The sequence below is a fragment of the Sphingomonas glacialis genome, assembly GCF_014653575.1.
Taxonomy (GTDB): domain Bacteria; phylum Pseudomonadota; class Alphaproteobacteria; order Sphingomonadales; family Sphingomonadaceae; genus Sphingomonas; species Sphingomonas glacialis.
The window spans coordinates 114,376-138,077 of sequence record NZ_BNAQ01000001.1; the positions used below are offsets into that span (position 1 = coordinate 114,376).

The 23,702-nt window shown below is 66.7% G+C and carries 25 protein-coding genes; 11 read left to right on the plus strand and 14 right to left on the minus strand.

Going from position 1 to position 23,702, the window contains the following annotated elements; genetic code table 11:
• Positions 1–13: 13 nt before the first annotated feature.
• The 4 genes from rapZ to IE187_RS00520 are packed head-to-tail and all read right to left on the minus strand — an operon-like array spanning position 14 to position 3,687.
• Entirely contained in the window at positions 14–979 is a 966-nt protein-coding gene (gene rapZ / locus IE187_RS00505) for an RNase adapter RapZ (RefSeq protein WP_189674672.1), read from the minus strand.
• Entirely contained in the window at positions 976–1,398 is a 423-nt protein-coding gene (locus IE187_RS00510) for an HPr kinase/phosphorylase (RefSeq protein WP_189674673.1), read from the minus strand. The genes rapZ and IE187_RS00510 overlap by 4 nt, the downstream gene beginning before the upstream one ends.
• A complete protein-coding gene (locus IE187_RS00515; RefSeq protein ID WP_438810902.1) occupies positions 1,395–3,011 on the minus strand; it encodes a sensor histidine kinase in 1,617 nt (538 codons plus the stop codon). The genes IE187_RS00510 and IE187_RS00515 overlap by 4 nt, the downstream gene beginning before the upstream one ends.
• Positions 2,980–3,687: a response regulator transcription factor gene (locus IE187_RS00520; RefSeq protein ID WP_189674674.1), complete on the minus strand. Its 708-nt coding sequence runs from the start codon at positions 3,685–3,687 to the stop codon at positions 2,980–2,982. Before IE187_RS00520 ends, IE187_RS00515 begins: the two co-directional genes overlap by 32 nt.
• A 166-nt stretch (positions 3,688–3,853) precedes the next feature.
• Here IE187_RS00520 and IE187_RS00525 point away from each other — a divergent pair, with 166 nt between their 5' ends.
• From IE187_RS00525 to IE187_RS00540, 4 genes are all read left to right on the plus strand, one after another.
• On the plus strand, positions 3,854–5,461 hold the full coding sequence (locus IE187_RS00525) for a phosphoenolpyruvate carboxykinase (protein ID WP_189674675.1): 1,608 nt from the start codon (positions 3,854–3,856) through the stop codon (positions 5,459–5,461).
• A gap of 45 nt (positions 5,462–5,506) precedes the next feature.
• Positions 5,507–5,959, plus strand: coding sequence for a hypothetical protein (locus tag IE187_RS00530; RefSeq protein ID WP_189674676.1), 453 nt, complete (start codon positions 5,507–5,509; stop codon positions 5,957–5,959).
• A 41-nt stretch (positions 5,960–6,000) separates the two neighbouring features.
• Positions 6,001–6,315, plus strand: coding sequence for a hypothetical protein (locus IE187_RS00535; protein ID WP_133188131.1), 315 nt, complete (start codon positions 6,001–6,003; stop codon positions 6,313–6,315).
• Between the two features lie 87 nt (positions 6,316–6,402).
• The gene (locus IE187_RS00540) at positions 6,403–7,047 is read left to right on the plus strand and encodes a hypothetical protein (RefSeq protein ID WP_189674677.1); all 645 of its coding nucleotides are present in this window, start codon (positions 6,403–6,405) and stop codon (positions 7,045–7,047) included.
• Positions 7,048–7,320: 273 nt separating this feature from the next.
• Here the strand turns inward: IE187_RS00540 and IE187_RS00545 are convergent, their stop codons facing one another.
• From IE187_RS00545 to IE187_RS00555, 3 genes are all read right to left on the minus strand, one after another.
• Entirely contained in the window at positions 7,321–7,767 is a 447-nt protein-coding gene (locus tag IE187_RS00545) for an NfeD family protein (RefSeq protein ID WP_189675541.1), read from the minus strand.
• Entirely contained in the window at positions 7,767–8,747 is a 981-nt protein-coding gene (locus IE187_RS00550) for an SPFH domain-containing protein (protein ID WP_189674678.1), read from the minus strand. Before IE187_RS00550 ends, IE187_RS00545 begins: the two co-directional genes overlap by 1 nt.
• A gap of 99 nt (positions 8,748–8,846) precedes the next feature.
• Positions 8,847–9,308 carry a hypothetical protein gene (locus IE187_RS00555; protein ID WP_189674679.1) on the minus strand — a complete coding sequence of 154 codons (462 nt, stop codon included), beginning with the start codon at positions 9,306–9,308 and terminating at the stop codon, positions 8,847–8,849.
• 598 nt (positions 9,309–9,906) lie between these two features.
• On the opposite strand from IE187_RS00555, the gene guaB reads away from it, so the two are divergent.
• The 3 genes from guaB to IE187_RS00570 all read left to right on the plus strand — a co-directional run bounded on the left by guaB (position 9,907) and on the right by IE187_RS00570 (position 13,217).
• Positions 9,907–11,364 (plus strand): IMP dehydrogenase, encoded by a 1,458-nt coding sequence (gene guaB, locus IE187_RS00560; RefSeq protein ID WP_189674680.1) that lies wholly within the window; start codon positions 9,907–9,909, stop codon positions 11,362–11,364.
• 139 nt (positions 11,365–11,503) lie between these two features.
• Complete coding sequence (locus IE187_RS00565; RefSeq protein ID WP_189674681.1) at positions 11,504–12,676, plus strand: RsmB/NOP family class I SAM-dependent RNA methyltransferase; 1,173 nt, start codon at positions 11,504–11,506, stop codon at positions 12,674–12,676.
• Positions 12,677–12,710: 34 nt separating this feature from the next.
• A complete protein-coding gene (locus tag IE187_RS00570; RefSeq protein ID WP_189674682.1) occupies positions 12,711–13,217 on the plus strand; it encodes a tetratricopeptide repeat protein in 507 nt (168 codons plus the stop codon).
• A gap of 89 nt (positions 13,218–13,306) precedes the next feature.
• Here IE187_RS00570 and rsmA read toward each other — a convergent pair whose 3' ends face one another.
• The 4 genes from rsmA to IE187_RS00590 form a co-directional block, all read right to left on the minus strand.
• A complete protein-coding gene (rsmA, locus tag IE187_RS00575) occupies positions 13,307–14,128 on the minus strand; it encodes a 16S rRNA (adenine(1518)-N(6)/adenine(1519)-N(6))-dimethyltransferase RsmA (protein WP_189674683.1) in 822 nt (273 codons plus the stop codon).
• Positions 14,125–15,120, minus strand: a complete 996-nt coding sequence (gene pdxA / locus IE187_RS00580) for a 4-hydroxythreonine-4-phosphate dehydrogenase PdxA (protein WP_189675542.1) — start codon at positions 15,118–15,120, stop codon at positions 14,125–14,127. The genes rsmA and pdxA overlap by 4 nt, the downstream gene beginning before the upstream one ends.
• 16 nt (positions 15,121–15,136) lie before the next feature.
• Positions 15,137–16,540 carry a peptidylprolyl isomerase gene (locus IE187_RS00585; protein WP_189674684.1) on the minus strand — a complete coding sequence of 468 codons (1,404 nt, stop codon included), beginning with the start codon at positions 16,538–16,540 and terminating at the stop codon, positions 15,137–15,139.
• 112 nt (positions 16,541–16,652) lie between these two features.
• Complete coding sequence (locus IE187_RS00590) at positions 16,653–18,890, minus strand: LPS-assembly protein LptD (RefSeq protein ID WP_189674685.1); 2,238 nt, start codon at positions 18,888–18,890, stop codon at positions 16,653–16,655.
• 210 nt (positions 18,891–19,100) lie between these two features.
• Here IE187_RS00590 and IE187_RS00595 point away from each other — a divergent pair, with 210 nt between their 5' ends.
• The 4 genes from IE187_RS00595 (at position 19,101) to IE187_RS00610 (ending at position 22,101) form a co-directional block, all read left to right on the plus strand.
• Entirely contained in the window at positions 19,101–20,576 is a 1,476-nt protein-coding gene (locus IE187_RS00595) for a leucyl aminopeptidase (protein ID WP_189674686.1), read from the plus strand.
• A gap of 63 nt (positions 20,577–20,639) precedes the next feature.
• On the plus strand, positions 20,640–21,080 hold the full coding sequence (locus tag IE187_RS00600; RefSeq protein ID WP_189674687.1) for a DNA polymerase III subunit chi: 441 nt from the start codon (positions 20,640–20,642) through the stop codon (positions 21,078–21,080).
• A gap of 77 nt (positions 21,081–21,157) precedes the next feature.
• Positions 21,158–21,580 (plus strand): nucleoside-diphosphate kinase, encoded by a 423-nt coding sequence (ndk, locus tag IE187_RS00605; RefSeq protein ID WP_010186473.1) that lies wholly within the window; start codon positions 21,158–21,160, stop codon positions 21,578–21,580.
• Complete coding sequence (locus tag IE187_RS00610) at positions 21,580–22,101, plus strand: GNAT family N-acetyltransferase (protein ID WP_189674688.1); 522 nt, start codon at positions 21,580–21,582, stop codon at positions 22,099–22,101. The genes ndk and IE187_RS00610 overlap by 1 nt, the downstream gene beginning before the upstream one ends.
• A gap of 18 nt (positions 22,102–22,119) precedes the next feature.
• Here the strand turns inward: IE187_RS00610 and IE187_RS00615 are convergent, their stop codons facing one another.
• Genes IE187_RS00615 through purN form a run of 3 tightly spaced genes read right to left on the minus strand, consistent with a single transcriptional unit; the run spans position 22,120 to position 23,644 of the window.
• A complete protein-coding gene (locus IE187_RS00615; RefSeq protein WP_189674689.1) occupies positions 22,120–22,764 on the minus strand; it encodes a hypothetical protein in 645 nt (214 codons plus the stop codon).
• Positions 22,761–23,138 (minus strand): MmcQ/YjbR family DNA-binding protein, encoded by a 378-nt coding sequence (locus tag IE187_RS00620; protein WP_189674690.1) that lies wholly within the window; start codon positions 23,136–23,138, stop codon positions 22,761–22,763. The genes IE187_RS00615 and IE187_RS00620 overlap by 4 nt, the downstream gene beginning before the upstream one ends.
• Complete coding sequence (gene purN / locus IE187_RS00625) at positions 23,135–23,644, minus strand: phosphoribosylglycinamide formyltransferase (protein ID WP_189675543.1); 510 nt, start codon at positions 23,642–23,644, stop codon at positions 23,135–23,137. The genes IE187_RS00620 and purN overlap by 4 nt, the downstream gene beginning before the upstream one ends.
• Between the last annotated feature and the right edge of the window lie 58 nt (positions 23,645–23,702).

Sequence of the window (23,702 nt, forward strand, 5' to 3'; positions counted from 1 at the left end):
CGTCCCACCCACTTCATGCAACACGCGCCCCATCGTCCCTAATCTCATCGGGCGTCCCGTCGCGCGCACCCTCAAGTGAGTCTTGCGGTGCAGCGGCGAGATCGCGGTGCGCGACCGTGGGCGAAAATCCCTCGGCGCGCAACCGCGCGGCGATCCGCTGCGCGACATGGACCGAGCGATGTCTCCCTCCGGTACAGCCCAAGGCGATCGTAACATACGATTTTCCCTCGGCACGGTAGCGCGGGAGCAGCAGCAGCAGCAGCGACTCGATCTGCGCGAGCGCGGCGTCATACGCCGGGTCCTGCGCGATATAGGCCGAGACGTCGGCATCGAGCCCGGTCCCCGGGCGCAGCTCGGGCACCCAATGTGGATTGCGCAGGAAGCGCATGTCGAAAACGAGGTCAGCCGTCCGCGGCAACCCGCGCGCAAAGCCGAACGACATCACCGACAAGGTCGGCTCGCCGAGCCGCTCGCCGAGCTGCTCGCCCGAAAACGTCGCGCGCACTTGCTGCGCGAGTTCGTTCGCGGTTAGGTTCGTCGTGTCGATCAGCCGGTTCGCCCAGCCGCGCAGCGGCGCCAGCAATTCGCGTTCGCGCGCGATGCCGTCCGATGCCGGCCGGTCGAGCGCGAGCGGATGCCGCCGCCGCGTCTCGGAATAGCGCCGCTCGAGCTCGTTCCCCGCACAATCGAGGAACAGCGTGCCGATGTCATAGCCATGGACTTCGCGCAGCTGCTTGATTCGCTCGACGATCCGCTCGGGATCGAAATCGCGCGTCCGCGCGCCGATGCCGAGCGCGAGCGGCTGTGCCGAACGCTCGAACCCCTCGGGCAACGGCGCATTGAGCAAGCGATCGAGCAGCAGCAGCGGGAGATTGTCGACCACTTCCCAGCCGAGATCCTCGAGCGTGCGCAACACGGTCGATTTCCCCGCGCCCGACATGCCGGTAACGAGCAGGATATCCTTGGGATCGCGTTTCATAGCGTCTCTCTAACGTCGCGGAGCGCCAATTCCACCTTGATCGGTGCCGAAGCCGCGAAAGCATCGAGCGCGACCACGGGCACTGCAATGCCAGCGATGACGGTCGACTCGTTCCGCTCGGGCATCCGCGCGACCGCACCTCCAAGCCGTATAACGAGTGCGACCGCAATCTCGTCGATATACGGCATAGCCCGGATCCCGATCCCGCGCACCTCGATCTTTCCGGCGATCGTGTCGGGTGCCGTCGCGCGGAGCCCGCCCGCGACCGCGCGGACCGCGGTATAGTCGTCGCTGACGAGACGTGCCCCGCGATCGATCAGCCGCAGCGCAAGGTCCGACTTGCCGCTTCCCGACGGGCCGATCAGCATCACGCCGAGCTCCCCGATCGCGATCGTCGTCGCATGGATGCGCAGGCTCATCCGGCGGTTTCCGCGGCGGGCAGGCGGATGACGAAGCGCGCGCCCGCGGCGCGGTTGGTGCGTTCGGTCGCGACGATGCTGCCCTGATGCGCGTCGACGATCGTCCGCGCGATCGCGAGGCCGAGGCCTGAATGCTTGCCGAACGCCTCGCCCGCCGGGCGCAGCGACTGGAAGCGCTGGAACACCTGCTCGCGCGCTTCCTCGGGAACGCCGGGACCTTCGTCCTCGATCGCGACGAACACGCCGTCGGGCTCGTGGCGCGCGACGATCCGGATCAGCCCGCCATCGGGCGAGAAGGAAATCGCATTCTCGATGACATTTTCGAGCACCCGCTCGAGCCGCGCGCCTTCGCCCAGCACGACGAGCGACTCGGCTTGCCGTCGGTCGAACTCCAGCCGGATGCCGCGTTCGACGCCGCGCGCCTCACGGCTGCCGATCAGCGCCGCGATCATCGCGCCGAGATCGACCGGCTCGAACTTCGCGCGACTGAGCTGCGCGTCGAGCCGCGATGCCTCGGCAATATCGGTGATCAGCCGGTCGAGCCGGTGAACATCGTCGCGCACGATCGCGAGCAAGCGCTCCTGCAGCGCCGGATCCTTGACCATCGCCAGCCCCTCGACCGCCGAGCGCAGCGACGCGAGCGGGTTCTTCATCTCGTGCGTCACATCGGCTGCGAACGCCTCGATCGCGTCGATCCGCGCGCGAAGCGCAAGGCTCATGTCCGACAGCGCGCGCGCGAGCATCCCGATCTCGTCGCGCCGCTCGGGCAGCCGCGGCACCACGACCTCGCGCGCCCGCCCGAGCCGGACGCGCACCGCCGACCAGGCGAGCCGCCGCAGCGGCCGCACGATCGTCCGCGCGAGGAACAGCGACAGCAGCACCGAGACGATCGCGACGACGAACAGCACGATGCTCAGCCGGAAGCGTTCGACGCGCACCGTCTGCGTGATGTCGCGCGCATTGAAGGTCGTCATCACCACGCTGCCGCCGGGCATCGGCGATGCGGCGGTGATGACGGGGGTGCGGTCGGGCGCGCGCCACACCGTCGCCGCGACGGTCGGGGCCGATCGCACGGTGCGCACGTCGGGCCAGGCGAGCCCGTTGCTGCGCTCGCGATAGAGCGGCGCGCGCGGCGTGCCGACGACGGTGTCGATCCCGGCGTCGAGGAAGCGCGCCGCGCCCTGGGTCCAGGCCTGTTTGTCGGGGTCCTGGAGCACGAAGTTGCGCAAACCCAGCGCGCGCGTGTCGATGATCAGCTTGGCGTCGGCATCGTAGATGCGGATCCAGCTGCCCATGTCGCGCGCCAGCTTGACCGAGAGGTCGGGGCGTTGCGCGGTCGGCACCGCGACCACCGCCTCGGCGATCAGCCGCGCCTCGCGGATCGATTGCGTGACGCGCCCGTCGACGATCCGGCTGCGATACGAATCGAGGTAGAAGAAGCCGCCCGCGAGCATCGCCAGCGCGAAGACGTTGACGAACAGGATGCGCGGCGTGAGCGAGACGCGCGCCGACCAGCGCAACGACAGCGCGCGCGCATCCTCGTCGCTCGGATCGAGCACGAGCATCGCCGCCGCCGCCGGGTCAGTCCTCCGAGAAACGATAGCCCGCTCCATACAGCGTCTCGATCGCATCGAATTCGGGATCGACCTGGCGGAACTTCCGCCGGACGCGCTTGATATGGCTGTCGATCGTCCGGTCGTCGACATAGATGTCGTCGTGATAGGCGGCATCCATCAACTGGTTGCGCGTCTTGACGATCCCGGGCCGCTGCGCGAGCGTTTCGAGGATCAGGAACTCGGTGACCGTCAGCACGACGTTTTGGCCCCCCCAGGTGACGCGGTGCCGCGCGGTATCCATCGCGAGCCGCCCACGCGTGAGCGACGTCTCCGCGCTCGCCTCCTCGCCCGCCGAGCCGCTCGTCGAGACCTCGGTCCGCCGCAGGATCGCACGGATCCGTGCGATCAGCAGCCGCTGCGAGAAGGGCTTGGCGATATAATCGTCGGCGCCCATCGCCAGGCCCAGCGCCTCGTCGAGTTCGTCATCCTTCGAGGTGAGGAAGATCACCGGGATCATGCTCTTCTCGCGCAAGCGTCGTAGCAGCTCGAGACCGTCCATCCGCGGCATCTTGATGTCGAGGATCGCGATGTCGGGCGGATTGTCGATCAGCGCCTTGAGCGCGGTCTCGCCATCGGAATAGAGCCGCGTGACAAAGCCTTCGGCCTGCAGCGCGATCGATACCGATGCGAGGATGTTGCGGTCGTCATCGACCAGCGCGATCGTTGCCGTCATCGGCGGGGGCAATCCTTCATCATTTCGCAGGCGGCTTAATCCATTAGCCGCCCAGCCTCAATGGAAGCTGAACGGACCGATTTGACCGGCACGCCCCGCCTCGATATGCGCGACCGGAACACCGCGAGGTCAAAATGACCCGCACGGGACAGTAGGAGAAACCCCAGTGAGCGATCGCATACCCACCGCCGGCCTTGAATCGCAGGGCATCGAAACCCGCGCAAATCTGCACTGGAATCTCGTCACCGCCCGGCTGATCCAGTCGGCGATCGCCCGCGGGGAGGGCAAATTGTCCGCCGACGGCCCGCTGGTGGTCGAAACCGGCGCGCATACCGGCCGCTCGGCGCAGGACAAGTTCATCGTCCGCGACGCCGAAACCGAGAGCACGGTGTGGTGGGGCAAGAGCAACAAGGCGATGTCGCCCGAGCATTTCGCTGTCCTCAAGGCCGATTTCCTGTCTGCGCTGCGGGACAAGGAAGATCTGTTCGTCCAGGATCTGTTCGGCGGCTCGCAGCCCGAGCACCGCGTCCAGGTCCGCGTGATCAACGAGCTCGCCTGGCACAACAGCTTCATCCGCACGATGCTCGTCCGCCCCGAGGAGAGCGAGCTGCGCGGCTTCGTCCCCGACTATACGATCATCGACTTGCCGAGCTTCCGCGCTTCGCCCGAGCGCCACGGCTGCCGCAGCGAGACCGTGATCGCGGTCAATTTCACCGACAAGCTCATCCTGATCGGCGGCACGCGCTATGCCGGCGAGATGAAGAAGTCGGTGTTCAGCCTGCTCAACTATCTCCTCCCGCCAACGGGCGTGATGCCGATGCACTGCTCGGCCAATATGGGCCCCGACGGCGACACCGCGGTGTTCTTCGGCCTGTCGGGCACCGGCAAGACGACGCTCAGCGCCGATGCCAGCCGCACGCTGATCGGCGATGACGAGCATGGCTGGTCCGACACCGCGGTCTTCAACTTCGAAGGCGGCTGCTACGCCAAGATGATCCGCCTCTCGGCCGACGCCGAGCCCGAAATCTTCGCCACCACAAAGCGTTTTGGGACGATCCTCGAAAACGTCGTGATGGACCCGGTAACGCGCCAGCTCGACCTGGACGACGCGAGCCTCGCCGAGAACAGCCGCGGCGCCTACCCGATCGACTTCATCCCCAATGCGTCCGAAAAGAACATGGGGCCGGTGCCACGCAACATCGTGATGCTGACCGCCGACGCCTACGGCATCCTCCCGCCGATCGCCAAGCTCACCCCCGAACAGGCGATGTACCACTTCCTCTCAGGGTACACCGCGCGCGTCGCCGGCACCGAGATCGGCGTGACCGAACCCGATGCGACCTTCTCGACTTGCTTCGGCGCCCCGTTCATGGCGCGGCACCCCTCGGTCTATGGCAATTTGCTGAAAAGCCGGATCGCCAAGGGCGGGGTCGATTGCTGGCTGGTCAACACCGGCTGGACCGGCGGCAAATATGGCATCGGCAGCCGGATGCCGATCAAGGCGACGCGCGCCTTGCTCAACGCCGCGCTCGATGGTTCGCTCAACGACGCCGAGTTCCGCACCGATCCGAACTTCGGCTTCAAGGTCCCCGTCGCCGTGCCCGGCGTCGACAGCGCGATCCTCGATCCACGCGCGACCTGGGCCGACAAGGCGGCCTATGACGCCACGGCGGCAAGGCTCGTCGATCTGTTCGTCGAAAACTTCGCGCAATTCGCCGAGCATGTCGACGAAGGCGTCCGACAATCCGCGCCCAAAGTCGCCGCCGCCGCCTGACCTGCCCGCGTCTCCGGATCGGGCACCGCATTGGAGCCCGATCCGATGACCGACTTGCCCTACCGCCCCTTTCCCGATGACGCCGCGATCCGGCGTGTCGGGGAGGGGCTGCTCGACCGCACCCTGCCGCGCCCCGACTGGACGCACGAGGCGCATCTCGCCGCAACGCTCTGGCTCGCCCGCGACCGGCGCGACATCGACCTCGATGCGCAGATCGCGACGATCATCTCGCGCTACAACGCCGCCGTCGGCGGGGTGAATGACGACAGCCACGGCTATCACGACACGATCACGCGCGCCTATCTCGCCGGCATCCGCGCGCACCTCGCTGCGCGCGACCCGGCCGAGCCGCTCGTCGCCAGCGTCGATGCGCTGCTCGCCAGCCCCGCCGGGCAGCGCGATTGGCCGCTGCGCTTCTACAGCCGCGCGCGGCTCTTCTCCGTCGCGGCGCGGCGCGCTTTCGTCACGCCCGATCTCGCGCCGCTGCCCGTAGCGTGATACGCTCGGCGCCTCGCAAATTGACGATCAAGGATGCACCCATGGGAATGCTCGACGGCCTGCTCGGCCAAGTCACCCAAAACGTCGACGTGAAGAACCTCGCCGAGAAGATCGGTCTGACCCCCGAGCAGATCGAATCGGCGGTCGCCGCGCTCGGCCAGGCGCATGCCGCACCCGGCGACACCGTCGCGACCGCAGCCGAGACCACCGGCCTGCCGACCGACACGCTCCAACAGATCCTCGCGCATCTCGGCGGGGAGGGCGCGCTTGCCGGTTTTGCGAGCCAGCTCGCCGGGCAGGGCGGGGTGCTCGGCCAGCTCGGTGGCTTGGCCGAGGGTTTCTTCGGAAAGAAATGAGCTCTTCGGATCGGTCGCGTCGCGCCGCCGCGTGGCCGATCCGCTTTGCGCTTCAATCGCCGCGCGCGATTGGCTAAGCGTCTGGAGATGAACGAAACCGACGAGTATCGCGCGAACGGCTATGCCGCGCTCCCCGGCCTGTTTCCGCCGGCGGTGCTCAACGCGTTCTACGATCGGATGCGCCAGGATCTGGGGCTCACCAACGCCTCGATGCGCCGCTTCACCGCGCGCGGGCCGTTGCTGACCAAGGACGCGATCGAGATCTACGCGCTGCAATATCCGCCGATGCTGACCTTTCTGTGGGGGCTAACCCCGCGGATCGCGCAGGCAACCGGCTGCGCGTTGCTCCCGACCTACGCCTATTTCCGGCTCTATCAGCGCGGCGACGTGTGCCGCATCCACACCGATCGCCCGGCCTGCGAGCACAGCGTCTCGCTGACGATCGCCTATGGCGACGAAACGCCCTGGCCGCTGTCGGTCGCGACCGTCGCCGATCCCATCCCGCAGCCGGTGGTGCGCGCGGATTTCGGCCAGACGGCGTTTGGATCGGTCGCAATGCAGCCGGGTGACGGTGTGCTCTACCAGGGCGTCCACCACCGCCACGGCCGGCTCGAGCCCAACCCCAATGCCTGGTCGGCGCATCTCTTCCTGCACTGGGTCGACGCCAATGGCCGTTACAAGGACCAGGCGTTCGACCGCCCGACGATCGACCGCGTCAACGCCGGGCGGTAGCGCCCCGCGGCGTCGCCCTACTGGCGGAAGCCCCGTTAATCATACCTCCTCCGTCACCCTCGCGAAAGCGAGGGTCCCGCTTCTACTCGGCGCGCCAGAGAGGAGCGGGATCCCCGCTTTCGCGGGGATGACGAAGCGGTGAGGGAGTGTCACGCTCGCAGGCACGACCGATCGATGAGCGGAACGCCGATCCCCCGCGCACCCCCTCCGCGCCTCTGCGCGAACCCAACCTTCTTCTTCGCACGCCCGCAAGCCGCACCAAGCAAAGTCAGCTCACCCCAGCTCCACCCGCAACACGCTTCCATCCGCCCCAACGATCCGCACGCTGGCGCCAACCGCCGCATCGGGCCCGATGGCGGTCCAAGCCCCGTCGCCCACCGTAACGCGGCCCTCGCCATCGACGATCGCCTCGCACACCAGCACGCGCCGCCCGATCAACCGCGCCGCGCGATCGTTGAGCGCCGGGTCGGCGCGCGTCGTGTCGAGCCCGCGATACCAGCGCCACCCGATCGCCACCGCGCCCGCGGTCAGCCCGGCGAAGACCAACGCCTGCAGCACGATCGGCACCCCCGGCACGATCAGCACGAGCAGCCCGGTCCCGACCGCACCCGCGCCGAGGAACACCAGGAAGAAGCCCGGCACGAGCATCTCGGCGATGACGAGCGCGAGCGCCGCCGCCAGCCACAGCGCGCCGAGGCTCCAAGCGACCCCGAACAGCATCATGCCGCGGGCTCCTCCGCTTCGAATGGACCCGGCCGCGGCCGCGGCTTGACCACCGGCGAGGCCGACGGCGACCCGACGATCGCCTCGCGCGCCAGCTCGCCGATCCCGCCGAGCGTCCCCATCAACTGCGTCGCCTCGACCGGGAAGAGGATCGTCTTGGCATTGGGCGAGGTCGCGAACTTGCCGATCGCCTCGACATATTTCTGCGCGATGAAATAGTTGATCGCCTGGACGCTGCCGCCCTCGATCGCATCCGAGACCGCCTTGGTCGCCGCCGCTTCGGCCTCGGCCGCGCGCTCGCGCGCCTCGGCGTCGCGGAACGCCGACTCGCGGCGCCCTTCGGCCTCGAGGATCTGCGACTGTTTCTGCCCCTCGGCGCGGTTGATCGCATTCTGGCGGGCCGCTTCCGATTCGAGGATCGTCGCGCGCTTCTCGCGCTCGGCCTTCATCTGGCGCGTCATCGCGTTGACGATGTCGGCGGGCGGGCGGATGTCCTTCAGCTCGACGCGCGTGATCTTAACCCCCCAGCTCTCGGTTGCGTGATCGACCACCATCAGCAGCCGCGTGTTGATCTCGTCGCGCTTCGACAGCGTCTCGTCGAGATCCATCGAGCCCATCACGGTGCGCAGGTTCGTCGTCGCGAGCTGCATGATCGCGAGATACAGGTCGCTCACCTCATACGCCGCCTTGGCCGCATCGAGCACTTGGAAGAACACCACGCCGTCGACCGCGACCATCGCATTGTCCTTGGTGATGATCTCCTGGCCGGGAATGTCGAGCACTTGCTCCATCATGTTCACTTTCCGACCGACCCGGTCGAACAGCGGCACGATGAAGGTGAGCCCGGGCTTGGCGACCGCGGTGAACTTGCCGAAGCGTTCGATCGTGTACTGATAGCCTTGGCGGACGACCTTCATGCCGAGCATGAGGTAGAGCAGGACGAGGATAACGAGCAGGCCGGCGATGATGAGTGCCATGGGGTTCCCCTTGCGCGACCGCGGAAGGGGCGGGCGCGATTGTTGGGTTTTAGCAGATTGGGGGTGCGGGGGTAGGGGGGGCTCCTATGCAAGCCCTGGTTACATCGCGGAATACTCCCGAGAGTCTTCCGGCAGCGAAGAGAAATCAAAGTTCGGCTGGAACTCGGCGTATTTCGCGCATTTCTTGTCCGAAATCGTCTTTGTGCCCTGCATGACGACAAGGCCCGCTGCAGGCCTCGCGCCAGACATCGCATTTCCTTCGACGGTATAGACGATGTAACTATAGGCACCGCTCTTGAAACGCAGCTGGTATTCGACCCCCGCCATCCGCTGTGTCAGCCAGAAGACATTGCCGCTTTGCCGGTCGCCGATGATCGACATCTCCTCTTTTTGCTGCGTGCCGTAATGATAGACCAGCTGACTGCCCACCAAGTTGACCGACACGCGCTTGGTGCCGATCCCGCAACTGAAAATTGGTTTCGGCATGCCCGCGGATGATCCCGCCGCAGAAGAAGGTGCGGGAACGAGCAAGAGGAGCATCGTGATCGCCAACGTTTTCATGTCGTTTCCTCGGATATGAAATATTCAGGTCGCGATCGATGCGGGAACACTGTTCGTATCAGGAGTTGATGGCGCGATAGTGACACCACGCGGCGCGGATCGCAAACCGCTATGCTGCGTTGGTTGGCTGTTCTCGCGGAAGGCTCCGTTTAGTCTTTCCTACAAGCTACGTTCGTGCTATGTTCTTACCTGCTCTTTGAACGGTCTGGCTTATCATCCTCGCGCCTTTGCGACAGTTTCGCTTGGCCTGCGCCGGGCGGCGGAACGAAAGGGGAGGTCACCCGCATTCCGTATTGGCGCAGGAACGGAAACGATCGGAAAAGGAAACATCACGTCTTGGGGTCAATCGAGTCAACCGAGACACGGTTCGTCGCACAGCGTTAAACTTCTTCATCTTGCCCCTCCCTTCAGGGGAGGGGCTTGTGAGCCACCCGCGATGGTGCGACTCTCGTGCGACTTTCCACCGCGCCCCCGTCTGCAGCGCCCCGCCCGCCACATCCCAAACCGCCCCCTAGCGCCCCGCGCGGCCGTTGTTTACATGGACCGCCACGACTCGCACCCACCCGACCTCCCCGGGGCAGCAGGAAACGGCATCTTCATGGACATTCGCCTCGGCCTCACCTTCGACGATGTCCTGCTCGTGCCGGCTGAATCGGACATCGTGCCCAGCCAGACCAACACCGCGACGCGCGTCACTCGCGGCATCTCGCTCGATATCCCGATCCTCTCCTCGGCGATGGACACCGTGACCGAGGCCGACATGGCGATCGTCATGGCGCAATTGGGTGGTATCGGCGTGCTGCACCGCAATATGGAGGTCCCCGAGCAAGTCGCCGCGGTCCGTGCGGTCAAGCGCTTCGAGAGCGGCATGGTCGTCAACCCGATCACGATCGCCCCGTCCGCGACGCTCGCCGAAGCGCAGGCGCTGATGCTGCGCCACAAGATCAGCGGCATCCCGGTGGTCGAGGCCGACGGCACGCTCGTCGGCATCCTCACCAACCGCGACACGCGCTTCGCCGAGAACGCGCAACAGCCCGTCTCCGAACTGATGACGCACGAGAACCTCGCGACCGTCTCGACCGGCGTCGGCAAGGAAGAGGCGCGCCGCCTACTCCACCAGCGCCGGATCGAGAAATTGATCGTCGTCGACGACAAATATCGCTGCGTCGGCCTGATCACCGTCAAGGATATCGAGAAGGCGGTCACCTATCCCAACGCGACCAAGGACGACGCCGGCCGCCTGCGCGTGGCTGCCGCGACCACGGTCGGCGACAAGGGCTTCGCGCGGACCGAGGCTTTGGTCGATGCCGAGCTCGACCTGGTGGTGATCGACACCGCGCACGGCCACAATCGCGACGTCGCGCGCGCGGTCGAGCGCGTGAAGAAGCTCAGCAATTCGGTCCAGGTCATCGCCGGCAACGTCGCCACCGCCGAGGCGACCCGCGCGCTGATCGACGCCGGGGCCGACGGCATCAAGGTCGGCATCGGCCCGGGCTCGATCTGCACCACGCGCGTCGTCGCCGGCGTCGGCGTGCCGCAGCTGACCGCCGTGATGGACTGCGCCGAGATCGGCCAGAAGCACGGCGTGCCCGTCATCGCCGACGGGGGCCTGCGCACCTCGGGCGATCTCGCCAAGGCGCTCGCGGCGGGCGCGTCGGCGTGCATGATCGGCTCGCTGCTCGCGGGCACCGAGGAAGCGCCGGGCGAGACCTTCCTGTTCCAGGGCCGCGCGTACAAATCGTATCGCGGCATGGGCTCGGTCGGCGCGATGGGCCGCGGCTCGGCCGACCGCTATTTCCAGGGCGACATCAAGGACCAGATGAAGCTCGTCCCCGAGGGGATCGAAGGCCAGGTCGCCTTCAAGGGGCCCGCCAAGGACGTGATCCACCAGCTCGTCGGCGGCATCCGCGCGGCGATGGGCTATACGGGTTCGGCGACGCTCGACGACTTGCAGGCGCGCGCGCGCTTCGTTCAGATCACCGGCGCCGGCCTCAAGGAAAGCCACGTCCACGACGTCGACATCACGCGCGAAGCCCCGAACTACCCCACGCGCTGAGCGCGCGGGCAAGACGTATTTCGTCACCCCGGACTTGATCCGGGGTCCATGCGAGCCGTCCGAGACGAGACGTCCCGCATGAGGCGAGCAAACCGCATGGATGCCGGATCAAGTCCGGCATGACGACTGGAATTTTGATATGACCCCATCCGCCCGCACCCAGGCCGCGATCGAGCTGCTCGACCAGATCATCGCTGGCGCCCGCGACAGCGGCGCCGCCGCCGACACGCTGATCGCGCGCTACTTCAGCACGCGCCGCTATGCCGGCAGCAAGGACCGCCGCGCCGTCCGCGAACTCGTCTACGCAGCGATCCGCGCAGCCGGCGAGCGCCCAGCCTCGGGCCGCGCCGCGATGCTCGCCGTCGCTGAAGCCGACCCAGAGGTCGCCGCGACCTTCGACGGCGTCGGCCACGGCCCCGCGCCGATCGGCAAGCACGAGACCGCCGCCCCCTCGGGCGTCGCGCCGACGTGGATCATCGACCGCCTGCATTCGTCCGACCTCGGCTATGAAGAGTTCGAAGCGCTCATCAGCCGCGCCCCGCTCGACGCGCGCATCAACCGCATGATCGTCGAAGAGATCGACATCGAGGGCGCCGAGCCGATCGCCGGCCTGCCCGACGGCCTGCGCCTCCCTTCGGGCACGCAGGTCGAGAACCTCCCCGCCTACAATCACGGCGCGATCGAAGTGCAGGACGCCGGCAGCCAGTTCGTCACGCTCGCTGCCAAGGCCAAGCCCGGCCAGCGCATCGTCGACCTATGCGCTGGAGCCGGCGGCAAGACGCTCGCGCTCGCCGCGGTGATGGAAGGGCAGGGCGAAGTGCTCGCGACCGACACCGATCGCATGCGCCTTTCGCGCATGGCCCCTCGCGCTGAACGCGCACGCTCGGGGATCATCGAGACGCGCCTGCTCAATCCGGGCCGCGAGGTCGAGATGCTCGACGACTGGCTCCACAGCGCCGATTGCGTGCTGATCGACGCGCCGTGCTCGGGCACCGGCACCTGGCGCCGCAACCCCGAGGCGCGCTGGCGGCTCACGCCCGACCGGATCGAGCGGCTGGTCGAGACGCAGAAGCACGTGCTCGAAGTCGGCGCCAATCTCGTCAAGCCGGGCGGCGCGCTTGTGTACATCGTCTGCTCGCTGCTCGACGAAGAAGGGGCAGGACAGGTCGCCGATTTCCTTACCGCCAACCCCGGCTGGAAGGCGCAGCCGCTCAAACTCCCGGTCGGGCGCAAGCATGGCCCCGGCGTCCGCCTGACGCCAGCGCATGACGCGACCGACGGCTTTTTTGTCGCGCGCCTCATCGCGCCGTGATAGCCCTGTGGCCGTGTCGAAGCTGGAGTATCTCATGCGTTACACGTCCGTCGCCGTCGCTGCCGCGCTGACGCTGGTTACCGTCGCGACCGCGGTGCAGGGTCAGCGGCCCGAGGACACGGTCGATGTGCGCTCGCTGGCGCTGCTCGCAAAGGGGCAGGCGCAGCAGGCGGCGGGTAATCTCGACGCGGCGACCGATCTGTTCGAGAGCGCGGTCGCGGTCGATCCGCGCAACCGTGGCGCGTTCGTGCGGCTCGCCGAAGTCGCCAAGACGCGCGGCCTGCCGGGCAAGGCGATCCGCCTCTACCGCGAGGCGCTGTCGCTCGATCCCAACGATGTCGCAGCGCTGAGCGGGCAGGGCGAAGCGCTCGTCGCCAAGGGGGCGGTGATCCGCGCGCGCGAAAATCTGGCGAAGGTCAAGCTGGTCTGCGCCAAGCGCGCGTGCCCTGAAGTTGCCGTGCTGACGGCATCGATCGCCAAGGGCCCGCCGATCGTTACGGCTGCCGCGACGGTACCGGCAGCGCTCCCCAAAGCCGACTAATCCGACGTCCCGGCGAAGGCCGGGCCGCTGGATGTAGCAGAGCGCCGCCCGACCCACCGAGCGGCCCCGGCCTCCGCCGGGCAACGCTGTCAGGAAAGCGCCTTGGCTAGCGCGACAAACTCCGCAACGCTCACCGTCTCCGCCCGCCGCGTCGCCTCGATCCCGACCGCGTCGAGCGCCGCGAGCGCGCCCGGCACACCCTTCAAGCTCTGCCGCAACATCTTGCGCCGCTGCCCGAACGCCGCCGCCGTGAGCCGCTCGAGCGTCGCGAAGCGCACGCCGTCGGGCGCCTCAGCAGGCACGATATGCACCACCGCCGACATCACCTTGGGCGGCGGGGTGAAGGCCGACCGGTGCACCGGCATCGCCAGCGTCGCCTTGCTCCGCCACTGCGCGAGCACCGCTAGTCGCCCATACGCTTCGCCATCGGTCGGCGCGACGATCCGTTCGGCAACCTCGCGCTGGAACATCAGCGTCAGGCTCTGCCACCACGGCGCCCAGTCGGCGGACAGCCAGCGCACCAGCAACGCCGTGCCGATGTTATAGGGCAGGTTGGAGGCGATATGCGGCTTGCCCTCGAACAGGCCGGCGCCGTCGATCTCGAGCGCATCGCCCTCGATCACGCGCAGCTTGCCGGGAAACGCTTCGCCCAGTTCGGCGAGCGCGGGGATACAGCGGTGGTCGCGCTCGATCGCCGTCACGCGGGCCCCCGCGCCGAGCAGCGCCCGCGTCAGCCCGCCCGGCCCCGGGCCGATCTCGAGCACTTCGGAATCGGTCAGGTCGCCGGGAATGCGTGCAATCCGCGCGAGCAGTTGCGCGTCGAGCAGAAAGTTCTGCCCCAGCGCCTTGCTCGCGTTGAGGCCATGGCGCGCGATTACCTCGCGCAGCGGCGGCAATTCTGGCTTGCTCACGCGTCGGCAGCAGCGCGGCGGTCGGCGGCTTCACCGGCGAGACGGATCGCCGCGATCGTCGCACCGGGCTCGGCGCGGTCCTTGCCGGCGATGTCGAAGGCGGTGCCGTGATCGGGTGACGTCCGAACGATCGGCAGGCCGAGCGTGATGTTGACGCCCTCGTCGAAATATAGCGTCTTGATCGGCACGAGAGCCTGATCGTGATAGCAGCACAGCACGGCGTCATAGCCAGCACGCGCCCGCGGGTGGAACAGCGTGTCGGCCGCGAACGGTCCGATCGCGTCGACCCCGTCGCCACGCAGCACCGCTACCGCAGGCGCGATCAGCTCGATCTCCTCGCGCCCGATCGCGCCGCTTTCGCCGGCATGCGGGTTGAACCCGGCAAAGGCGATCCGCGGGTTGAGGATCCCGAAATTGCGCGCCAAGCCGCGCGCGGTCGCACGGCCCTTGGCGACGATCAGCTCGATCGACAACAGCCCACTCACCGCGGCCAGCGGCACGTGTGTCGTGATTGGGACGACGCGCAGATCGGGGCCGGCCAGCATCATCACCGCATTCTCACCGGCAATGCCGCAGCGTTCGGCGACGAACTCGGTCTGGCCGGGATAAGTGAAGCCAATCTGGTAGAGCTGGCTCTTCGACACCGGCCCGGTGACGAGCGCCCGCGCGGCACCCGAGCGGACGAGACCGGCGGCAAGCTCGAGCGCCCGCAAGGCACAGCGCGCGCCCTCGACATCGGGCGAGCCCGGCACGATCTCACCGCCGTCCTCTACCGTCAGCACCGGCAAAGCGGTCTCGAAGACGCGATTGGCCGCTTCGGGATGCGCGATGATCGTGACCGGACCATCCCACACCGCTGCGATCGCTCGCGCGTCGCCCGTCGCGAAGAATGCCGGGAGGCCGGCTTCAACGCGACGCGCCCACGCTTTTGCGATCACCTCGGGGCCGATGCCCGCCGGGTCCCCCATCGATATGGCGAGCGGCGCGACCATCGTGATATCCTCCAGGTCAGCGATATTCGACGATCGCGTCACGCCGCAAATCGCGGAGCAACTGGTTCGCACGCAGGTTAACGCGTTGATTTTCCATCGTGCTGCGAACTTGTTCCATTCCCGGAATGTTTGCAACCGCTTCGTCACGACCGCACAACACGAGCGAACGGATGCCATCCTTGGCCGAGCCGAACGGCGGCGTCGATTCGCCGACCTGCAGCTTGAGCATGATCTCGCGCAGCGCGACCGGCAGATCCTTGATCCGCACCGAATCGTTGTCGACCACATCCGCGCCGAGCGTTGCCGCAACCTTGGCAACCTCGCCGCAGCCCTTGATCGTCGAGCTGAGCTTGGCGAACTCGGCGACGCGGGCGTTGGCTTGTTCCTGCGTGATCCCCTCGGGGAAGCGCTCGCTGACCTGCTTGAGCGTCAGGCGCGCATCGAGCGGATCGGCGACGCCGATCTTGCGCGTATCGACCAGATAGATGATTGAGAAACCACCCGGCACCTCGATCGGCCCAGCGAGATGCTCGGGCGTCATCGACTTGATCGCCTCGACCAGCGCCGCCGGAAGCTGCGACAATTGCTGCTCGCTCAACCAGTCGAGATCGCCGCCGGTTGCGCGCGTCGTCGCGTCGGACAGGCGGGCGTAATACCCAAACGTATCCTCACCCTTGTCGCGCTTCTGGATCGACTGCATCATCTGCTGCGCCTGCGCAAAGACCTCGGGAGCACGGTCGGCATCAGCCTTCAGATAGATTTCGCGAACGTGATATTCGGTCGAGCCCTGCTGCTTCTTGATCTTGTCGATGATCGCATTGACCTCTTCGTCACCGACGTTGACGTCGACCTTGCGGCGAAGATAGCGGTTCCACGACAGCTCTGCCTCGATCTGGCGCTTGAGCGAACGGTCTGCCGATCCGATCGTCCGCAAATACGCGCGCATTTCGGTCGGCGTCTTGCCGAAGTTGCGGGCGACCGTGTCGTAGCTCTTGTTGATCTCGTCGGGACCAATTTTGACGTCGGCACTCTTTGCCTGCTGGATCTCGAGCGTTTCGTCGATCAGCTGGCGAACGATGACGAGCTTGTACTGCGCCATTTCCTGCGCCGACAGTTTGAGGTCGCGTGCAGCGAGCAACAGCGCAACGCGCTGGTCGATATCGGTCCCGGTGATCACAGCACCGTTGACGATCGCGGTCGGCTTGCGGATCGTCGGATCGACCTTGCCGAAGATCGTCGGGTTCTTGGGCAGATCGAGCGCGGTCACGCCGGCTTGGTCGGATGCCGCCGCCTCGGGCCCCGCTGGCGCCGGCGCAGTCTGCGCGATCGAGCCCCCGCTCGCGGCCAGCAGCGCGATGATCGCTGCGCCAAATCCGAAGCTGCGACCCAGTCGGGTCGGCTTTGCTGTATCAGTCTTCACGTAATCAAAATCCCATCCCGCACAGCGTGCCCGATCAGCCCAAACCTTCGCGCCCTAGGCCCGGGCTCGAACCGTTGGACGCGGTCCTGCGCCGATCCGTCTGAACCAGTGCTTAGCGGCCAAGGTTTTTGAACGCCAGCGTCAACAAGAAGCCATTGCCCGCCTTGACGTCGCCGGTGGTCTGATAATCCCGTTTCCAGGTAACCCCGAGCTTGAGGCAATCATCCTCATACTGCACGCCGAGCCGGTGCCGTACGGGGTCGAACCCGTCGGCGAGCGACAACGGGTCTTCGTCTCGATTGGTCAGATCGATCACCGTCGAGCCGAACACGGACCAGAAGCGCGAAATCTGCACGCGCGAGCCGACCCGCAATTCCTCGCGATCGCTCAGATCCTCGAGCGTCCGATCGATGTTGCGGTTGAGCCGCAGATATCCGACGAGGAAATAGGTGCTGCGCGAACCGACGGTCGCATCGAGCTCGTTGCGGCGGACCGCGAGGTCGCCTTGGTCGAGCCGGTAGCGGTGGATCACCGAAACCCAGTCATGGAAGCGCAGTTCGGTCCGCCCGACGATGTCCGATACGCGTCCCGAAAGGCCGGTACCGTTGGGAAACAGGGTCGGACGGCTGTTGAGGCGATAGCTTTGCCCGATATTGGTCGTGAGCGAGAAGCCCGGTAGGTCGACTGCCCAGTCAAGCCCGTAAGTCACCCGCGCCGAATCCTCGAAGCGATCGTAGCCGGGAAAGCGGTTGAGCGAGAACAGGTTGGTATCCTCGAGATCGACCGACCGCGAATCCTCGTTCGGAACCGTCGTGGTGCCAGCCTGTGGCGATCCGACGATTTGCACGCGCGGGGTAAGGCGCTGCGTGCCGCCAAGGAGCGCCCCGATGAACGGCCACTTCACGTCGATCGCGAACGCGCCGATCAGGCGGCCGCTGACGCCCGACTCGCCGCGATAGTTTGCCACGCTCGTCGCGAGGATATCGCTGGTACGATAGAGGTCGCCGCGGCCGAGCGCGGTGAAGGTCACCTCTTGACCCCAGGGCGTCAGCTTGCGCAATTCCCATTGCGCGCTGGCAAACGCGCGCTGCGTGTCCTGGCCCGCCGGGCGCTCGATCCCGAGCGTGTTGAGCTGGAAGGTGAGAACGCCGCCGAGCAGACTGTCGGGAATCCGCTTGCGATAATCGATCTCGGGCAGCGCGATCGGTTGGAGCGCCTGGCGGTCGCCGACGCGGAGCGTCTGGACGTACCAACCGGCGACCGAGAAATAGCTGCTCCGGTCGATATGCTCAAGCTTCACGGTGCTGCGCAGCCGGTCGTCGGTCGAGATGTCATAGCGTCGCAGGAACGTCGGGTCGGTGGTCAGGCGCAAGGAACCGCTGAGCGTCCAATCGGGGGTCAGCTGGAAACGCGCAACCCCGTCGAGATAGCCGCGGAACGAATTCGGCGTGCCTGCAGGGGTCGGGGTCAGCAAATCGGTGCTGCGCGGGCTCGCGGTGACATAGCCCGCGATGCGGTACGCGCCGAGCGTGTTGAGCGCGCTATATTCGGCCTTGAGCATCGGCAGCACGGCGCTGAAGATCCGCGGCGTGACCGTAAGCCCTTGGTTCGGCCCGAGCGCGAAATGGTAGGGCTGCGCGAATTCGAAGCCGTTGGTACGGCTGTAGCGCAGGTCGGGCGCGAGCAGGCCGTTGTCGTTGCCGTCGCCGATCGCATTCGAGAAAGCGGGCAACGGAATCGTCGGCAGGCCGAACAAATTGATTCGCGCGCCCTTGTAATAGATCCGGCGTCGATCGGGCCGATAGATCACGCGCACCGCGGTGATCTTCCACGACGGTTCCTTGGGGCAATTGTTCGAATCGGTCACACCGCACGGCGTGTAGGCGGCATCCTCGAGCACGACGGTCTCGTCGAGCGAGCGCGTTCCCTTGCGTGCAGCCAGTCGTCCACCCTTTTCGAGCACGAGCAGCATGTTGTCGACCATGCCGTCCTTGAGCGCATCGGTCAGCTCGATCGAATCGCCATAGGCGGTGTCGCCGCCGGGGTTGACCACCGCGACATTGCCGTCCGCGTGGACCTTGCCGGTCTTGCGGTCCCATACCACCGTATCGGCGCGCAACCGATTGCCGGCGCGGTACATTCGCACGTCACCCTTGGCGGTGACCATGTCGCCCTTGCTGTCATATTCCAGCGTCGTGGCGTTGAACTGGACTTGGTCCTCGCCCGTGCTCGGCGTCGTCGCGGGCGGCGGGGGAGGGACGGTCCGCGTCTGCAGATCCTGCGCGAAGGCGGGCGCGGCCGCCCAGACGAGCGGAAACACACAGCTGGCGAGAAAGGAGGCACGCTTCACGTCGGAACTAACACCCTGATGCGAGAAAGCGCCCGATCTGTCGCCGGATACCGCTGGTCGATCCCGCCCTATCGCATCGACCTTGCCTCGCTGCAATCGTGCTGCGGCGAATTCCCCCGGCGATTTCCTGGGGTCGATCCTTTGCCAGCAGCGTCTGGCTGTCCTAGAGACATTCGACTCATTCGACGACCAGACCACATCGAGGCTTTCATGCACATCGAACTTTCCAGCGCCGCGCCGGCGTCCGCCGCGGCGATCGCCTTTCCCGTCGAGAAGGACGGGCTTGCCCGGCTCGCGACTACGCTCGTCGACGCGGCGGCGCTCGATCTCGTCAAGGCCGCGGCCCGCGCGAGCCGCTTCGAGGGCGAGGCGGCGAGCGTCGTCGAGGCCTTCGTGACCGACGGTGCGGGCGGGGTGCGGCGCGTGTTGCTGCTCGGCACGGGCGCGGGCAGCGAGCCCGACTATGAGCGCGCCGGCGGTGCGCTGACCGCTCGCTTGCTGACCTCGGGCGTCACGAGCGCGAGCGTCGATTTCACCGGCACGGGCGCCACCCCGAACGCGGTTGCGCGCTTTGCCGGAGCGGCAGCACAGCGCGGCTGGCGTCACGACGTCTATCGCACCAAACTCCCCGAAAAATCGAAGCCGACGCTGACCTCGATCGTCCTGCACGGCGCGCCCGAAGCGACCGATGCCGCGTGGAGCAAGCAGAAGGCGCTGACCGAGGGCCTCGAGCTGACGCGCACGCTCGTCGCCGAGCCGCCAAACGTCATCTATCCCGAAACCTTCGTCGCCAAGGTGCTGGCCGAAGTCGAGGGCCTTGGGCTCGAAGTGACCGTGCTTGGCGAGGACGAGATGCGCGAGCTAGGCATGGGCGCATTGCTCGGCGTGTCGCAGGGTTCGGCCAAGGACGCGCGGCTGCTCGCACTGAAATGGAGCGGGGCAGGCGCCGGTGATCCCGAGCTGGCGCTGGTCGGCAAGGGCGTCACCTTCGACACCGGCGGCATTTCGCTCAAGCCCGGGCCCGGCATGGAAGACATGAAGTGGGACATGGGTGGTGCTGGCGCGGTCGTCGGCGCGATGAAGGCGATCGCCGGGCGCAAGGCCAAGGCCAATGTGATCGGCGTGTGCGGCCTCGTCGAGAACATGCCCGATGGCGATGCGATCCGTCCCGGTGACGTGCTCACCTCGATGTCGGGGCAGACGATCGAGATCCTCAACACCGATGCTGAGGGGCGTCTGGTGCTGTGCGACGCGGTCACTTGGGTGCAGCGCACGCATCGCCCAAAGACGATCGTCGATCTTGCAACGCTCACTGGCGCGATGATCATCAGCCTCGGCTCGGAGCATGGCGGCATCTTCGCCAATGATGACTCGCTCGCCGATCAGCTGCTCGCGGCGGGCAAGGCGTCGGGCGACTTGCTGTGGCGCTTCCCGCTGGGCGAGGCGTACAACAAGTTGATCGACTCGCCGATCGCCGACATGAAGAACGTCGGTCCGCGCGGGGCGGGGTCGATCACTGCCGCGCAGTTCATCCAGCGCTTCGTCGATCCGGGCGTGAAATGGGCGCATCTCGACATCGCCGGGATGGTGTGGTCCGACAAGGCCGGCCCGAACTACGACAAGGGCGCGACCGGGTACGGCGTGCGTCTGCTCGACCGATTCGTCGCGGATAACTTCGAGGGGTAAGCCGCAAAATCCCCCTCCCGCTTGCGGGAGGGGATTAAGAAGGGGCGGGAAGGGGGGAGAAACATGCAAGTCGACTTCTACCACCTCACCGCGCAGCCGCTGGAACGCGTGCTCCCGCGTATCGCCGAGCGCGTCGTCGAGACCGGCGGCCGCCTGTTGGTCGTCGCCGAAAGCGTCGACCAGCGCGGCGCGCTCGACCGCCTGCTGTGGACCTATGCCCCCGACAGCTTCTTACCCCACGCACAAGCCGACGGCGAGAGCGACGCCGCCCAGCCGATCCTCATCACCGACCGCCCCGCCGCCGCCAACGCCGCGCGCAACATAGCGCTCGCTGACGGCGTGTGGCGCGAGGAAGCGCTCGGCTTCGACCGCGCCTTCCACTTCTTCGACGAGGAGCGCATCACACAAGCGCGCGCCGCGTGGAAAGCGCTCGCCGATCGCTCCGGGATCGAGCGCCGCTACTGGAAACAGAATGACAGCGGCCGGTGGGAGCAAGCCGCCTGAGGCTTGCATCCGACCGGGCGCCCGACTAGGGGAGCGCGACTTTCCAAACGCCTTTCAAACACAGGAGCTTCACGGTCATGGCCGCGAACCGCACTTTTTCGATCATCAAGCCCGACGCCACGCGTCGCAACATCACCGGTGCCGTCACCAAGATGCTCGAGGAAGCAGGCCTTCGCGTCATCGCCTCGAAGCGCATCCAAATGACCCGCGAGCAGGCCGAAGGCTTCTACGCGGTCCACAAGGAGCGTCCGTTCTTCGGCGAGCTCGTCAGCTTCATGATCTCGGGCCCGGTCGTCGTCCAGGTACTCGAGGGCGAGAACGCCATGCAGCGCAATCGCGACATCATGGGCGCAACCAACCCGGCGAACGCCGAGCCCGGCACGATCCGCAAGGAGCTCGCCGAGTCGATCGAAGCCAACACCGTGCACGGTTCGGATTCGGACGAGAATGCCGAGATCGAGATCGCCTATTTCTTCAAGCCTGAAGAAATCGTCGGCTGATGCCAAAGTGGCGCGTGCGACGGGCAGGGTCGGCGGATGCCGACCTGCTGTCGCTCGTCGCCAACGCGGCGTTCCTCGACACCTATGCGCCGTCGCTCGCCGGCGCCGATCTCGTCGCGCATTGCCTCAAGAACAATAGCGCGGCGGTTTTTGCCAAATGGCTCGCCGATCCCGCGACGGTCGTCACCGTCGCGGAGATCGAGCCCGGGTTTGCGCCGATCGGCTATGCCGTGCTGACCGCGCCCGACTTTCCGATTGCGCTGCAGCCCGGCGATATCGAACTGCGCCGGATCTACACGCTGCGACAGGCCTATGGCAGCGGCACCGGTGCCGCGCTGATGGCGCAGGCGATCGCCGATGCTGTCCTGGTTGGCGCCAAGCGTGTGTTGCTCGGCGTATGGGATCAGAATGCCCGCGCCCGTGCCTTTTACGAACGCAATGGATTTAGCGTCATCGGCACCCGCGACTTCGTCGTCGGCGGCGAGGTGCATGTCGACCCGGTTTACGCGCGGGGTCTCTGAACCCCGGCTGTAACGCCGTCAGTCCTTCGCCTTCGGCTGCTGACCCGCCCAGATGGCATCGAGCCGCTTCTGCGTCCCGCCGAGTTCGTGGAGCCGCAGGCTCTCGAGCTTGACCGAGCGTCCGAACGGAAACCCGCCCTCGGTCTTCCACCCGATATCGTAGATCCCGCGCGTCGTCCGCGGCGTATCGCCATCCCAATAGGTCAGCGCGATCAGCACCGGCAGCCGCCCGGTCTTCTTATCGGGCCCGCCATCGGTCGCTTTCAGCAAGGCATGGTCGAACCAACCGCGATCGATCGTGTCCGCGACAGTATCCTTGGTGCCGACACCCAGCGCGGTCGGGAAGGTAACGGACGCGTCGCGGATCGCATGGCGGTCGTCATGCGCGAGCAGCAACGCGGTGCCGTTCGAGGCTGGCGCCGCGCGGATGTCGAAGCGTGATTGCTCGCGCGCTGCCTTGATCGAGGCGACCTGCTTGTCGGCTTCGTCTGCGCGGTGATCGGCCCAGTTGAGGTACAGGCTGCCGCCCGCAATGAGCAACCCGGCGACCGCGATGAATTCGCCGAGGTTGATCCAACGCCGCCGCGTCGCCGCTGCTTCGGCCTTGGCGACCGCCTCGGTCGCAGCGACTTGCAGTTCGGGATCGCGCGGCTGGTCGCTCACCGTCCGCCCGCCTCGAGCAAGCGACGCGGCGCGGCGAGTTCCCAGCTGATCGCGATCCGGTCGCCGACGCGGTCCCAATCGGTGTCGTCACGATCGAGCCGCATCGCGACCCAGCCCGATGCGCCGAGATAGGCCGGGCGGAAATAGGTCTCGGGATCGGCTTCGATCAGCATCGCCTGCTCGTCGACCCCGGTGGTCTTGACGATCGCGACGGTTTCACCGTCGCCGTGATGATCATGCCAGAAATAGGCGAAGAACTTGCCATCGACGATCAAAAAGCCGGGCGCGCCATGCGATTCGCGCTCGGTCGTTTCGGGCAAGGCCAGCGCCAGTGCGCGGACCTTGGCGAGGACGGCTGCGGGATCGGGGCTCATCGTCGTACAAACTCCGCCAAAATCTGTGGGTAAAGGCGATGCTCGGCCTCGAGCACGCGCGCGGCAAGGCTATCGGGCGTGTCGCCGGGCAGGATCGCGACCTCGGCTTGACCAAGCACTGCGCCGCCGTCGAGTTCTTCGGTAACGATATGGACCGAGCAGCCAGCAACCGCATCGCCCGCTTCGATCGCACGGGCGTGGGTATCGAGGCCTTTGTACTTGGGCAGGAGCGAAGGGTGGATGTTGATGATCCGGCCCGCCCAGCGCGCCACGAAGCCGTCGGAGAGCAGGCGCATGTAGCCGGCGAGCGCGATGATCTCGACGCCAGCTTCGACAAGCGCGGCGTCGATCGCGGCTTCATAGTCGGCCTTCGGGATGCCCTTGGGCGACTGCGTGAAGGTGGCGAGGCCACGCTCGCGCGCCCAGGCGATGCCGGCGGCGTCTGGTTTGTCCGATGCGACGAGCGCGACGTGATAGTCCTGCGCGGCCTCGACCAGCGCCATCATGTTTGAGCCACGCCCCGAGAGCAGAATACCGACCTTGACGCTCACTGCCCCCCTCCCG

Coding starts and splice junctions, on each gene's coding strand:
- rapZ (WP_189674672.1), bottom strand. CDS start 979: ATGAAACGCGATCCCAAGGATATCCTGCTCGTTACCGGCATGTCGGGC.
- IE187_RS00510 (WP_189674673.1), bottom strand. CDS start 1,398: ATGAGCCTGCGCATCCATGCGACGACGATCGCGATCGGGGAGCTCGGC.
- IE187_RS00515 (WP_438810902.1), bottom strand. CDS start 3,011: ATGGAGCGGGCTATCGTTTCTCGGAGGACTGACCCGGCGGCGGCGGCG.
- IE187_RS00520 (WP_189674674.1), bottom strand. CDS start 3,687: ATGACGGCAACGATCGCGCTGGTCGATGACGACCGCAACATCCTCGCA.
- IE187_RS00530 (WP_189674676.1), top strand. CDS start 5,507: ATGACCGACTTGCCCTACCGCCCCTTTCCCGATGACGCCGCGATCCGG.
- IE187_RS00535 (WP_133188131.1), top strand. CDS start 6,001: ATGGGAATGCTCGACGGCCTGCTCGGCCAAGTCACCCAAAACGTCGAC.
- IE187_RS00540 (WP_189674677.1), top strand. CDS start 6,403: ATGAACGAAACCGACGAGTATCGCGCGAACGGCTATGCCGCGCTCCCC.
- IE187_RS00545 (WP_189675541.1), bottom strand. CDS start 7,767: ATGCTGTTCGGGGTCGCTTGGAGCCTCGGCGCGCTGTGGCTGGCGGCG.
- IE187_RS00550 (WP_189674678.1), bottom strand. CDS start 8,747: ATGGCACTCATCATCGCCGGCCTGCTCGTTATCCTCGTCCTGCTCTAC.
- IE187_RS00555 (WP_189674679.1), bottom strand. CDS start 9,308: ATGAAAACGTTGGCGATCACGATGCTCCTCTTGCTCGTTCCCGCACCT.
- guaB (WP_189674680.1), top strand. CDS start 9,907: ATGGACATTCGCCTCGGCCTCACCTTCGACGATGTCCTGCTCGTGCCG.
- IE187_RS00565 (WP_189674681.1), top strand. CDS start 11,504: ATGACCCCATCCGCCCGCACCCAGGCCGCGATCGAGCTGCTCGACCAG.
- IE187_RS00570 (WP_189674682.1), top strand. CDS start 12,711: ATGCGTTACACGTCCGTCGCCGTCGCTGCCGCGCTGACGCTGGTTACC.
- pdxA (WP_189675542.1), bottom strand. CDS start 15,120: ATGGTCGCGCCGCTCGCCATATCGATGGGGGACCCGGCGGGCATCGGC.
- IE187_RS00595 (WP_189674686.1), top strand. CDS start 19,101: ATGCACATCGAACTTTCCAGCGCCGCGCCGGCGTCCGCCGCGGCGATC.
- IE187_RS00600 (WP_189674687.1), top strand. CDS start 20,640: ATGCAAGTCGACTTCTACCACCTCACCGCGCAGCCGCTGGAACGCGTG.
- ndk (WP_010186473.1), top strand. CDS start 21,158: ATGGCCGCGAACCGCACTTTTTCGATCATCAAGCCCGACGCCACGCGT.
- IE187_RS00610 (WP_189674688.1), top strand. CDS start 21,580: ATGCCAAAGTGGCGCGTGCGACGGGCAGGGTCGGCGGATGCCGACCTG.
- IE187_RS00620 (WP_189674690.1), bottom strand. CDS start 23,138: ATGAGCCCCGATCCCGCAGCCGTCCTCGCCAAGGTCCGCGCACTGGCG.
- purN (WP_189675543.1), bottom strand. CDS start 23,644: ATGATGGCGCTGGTCGAGGCCGCGCAGGACTATCACGTCGCGCTCGTC.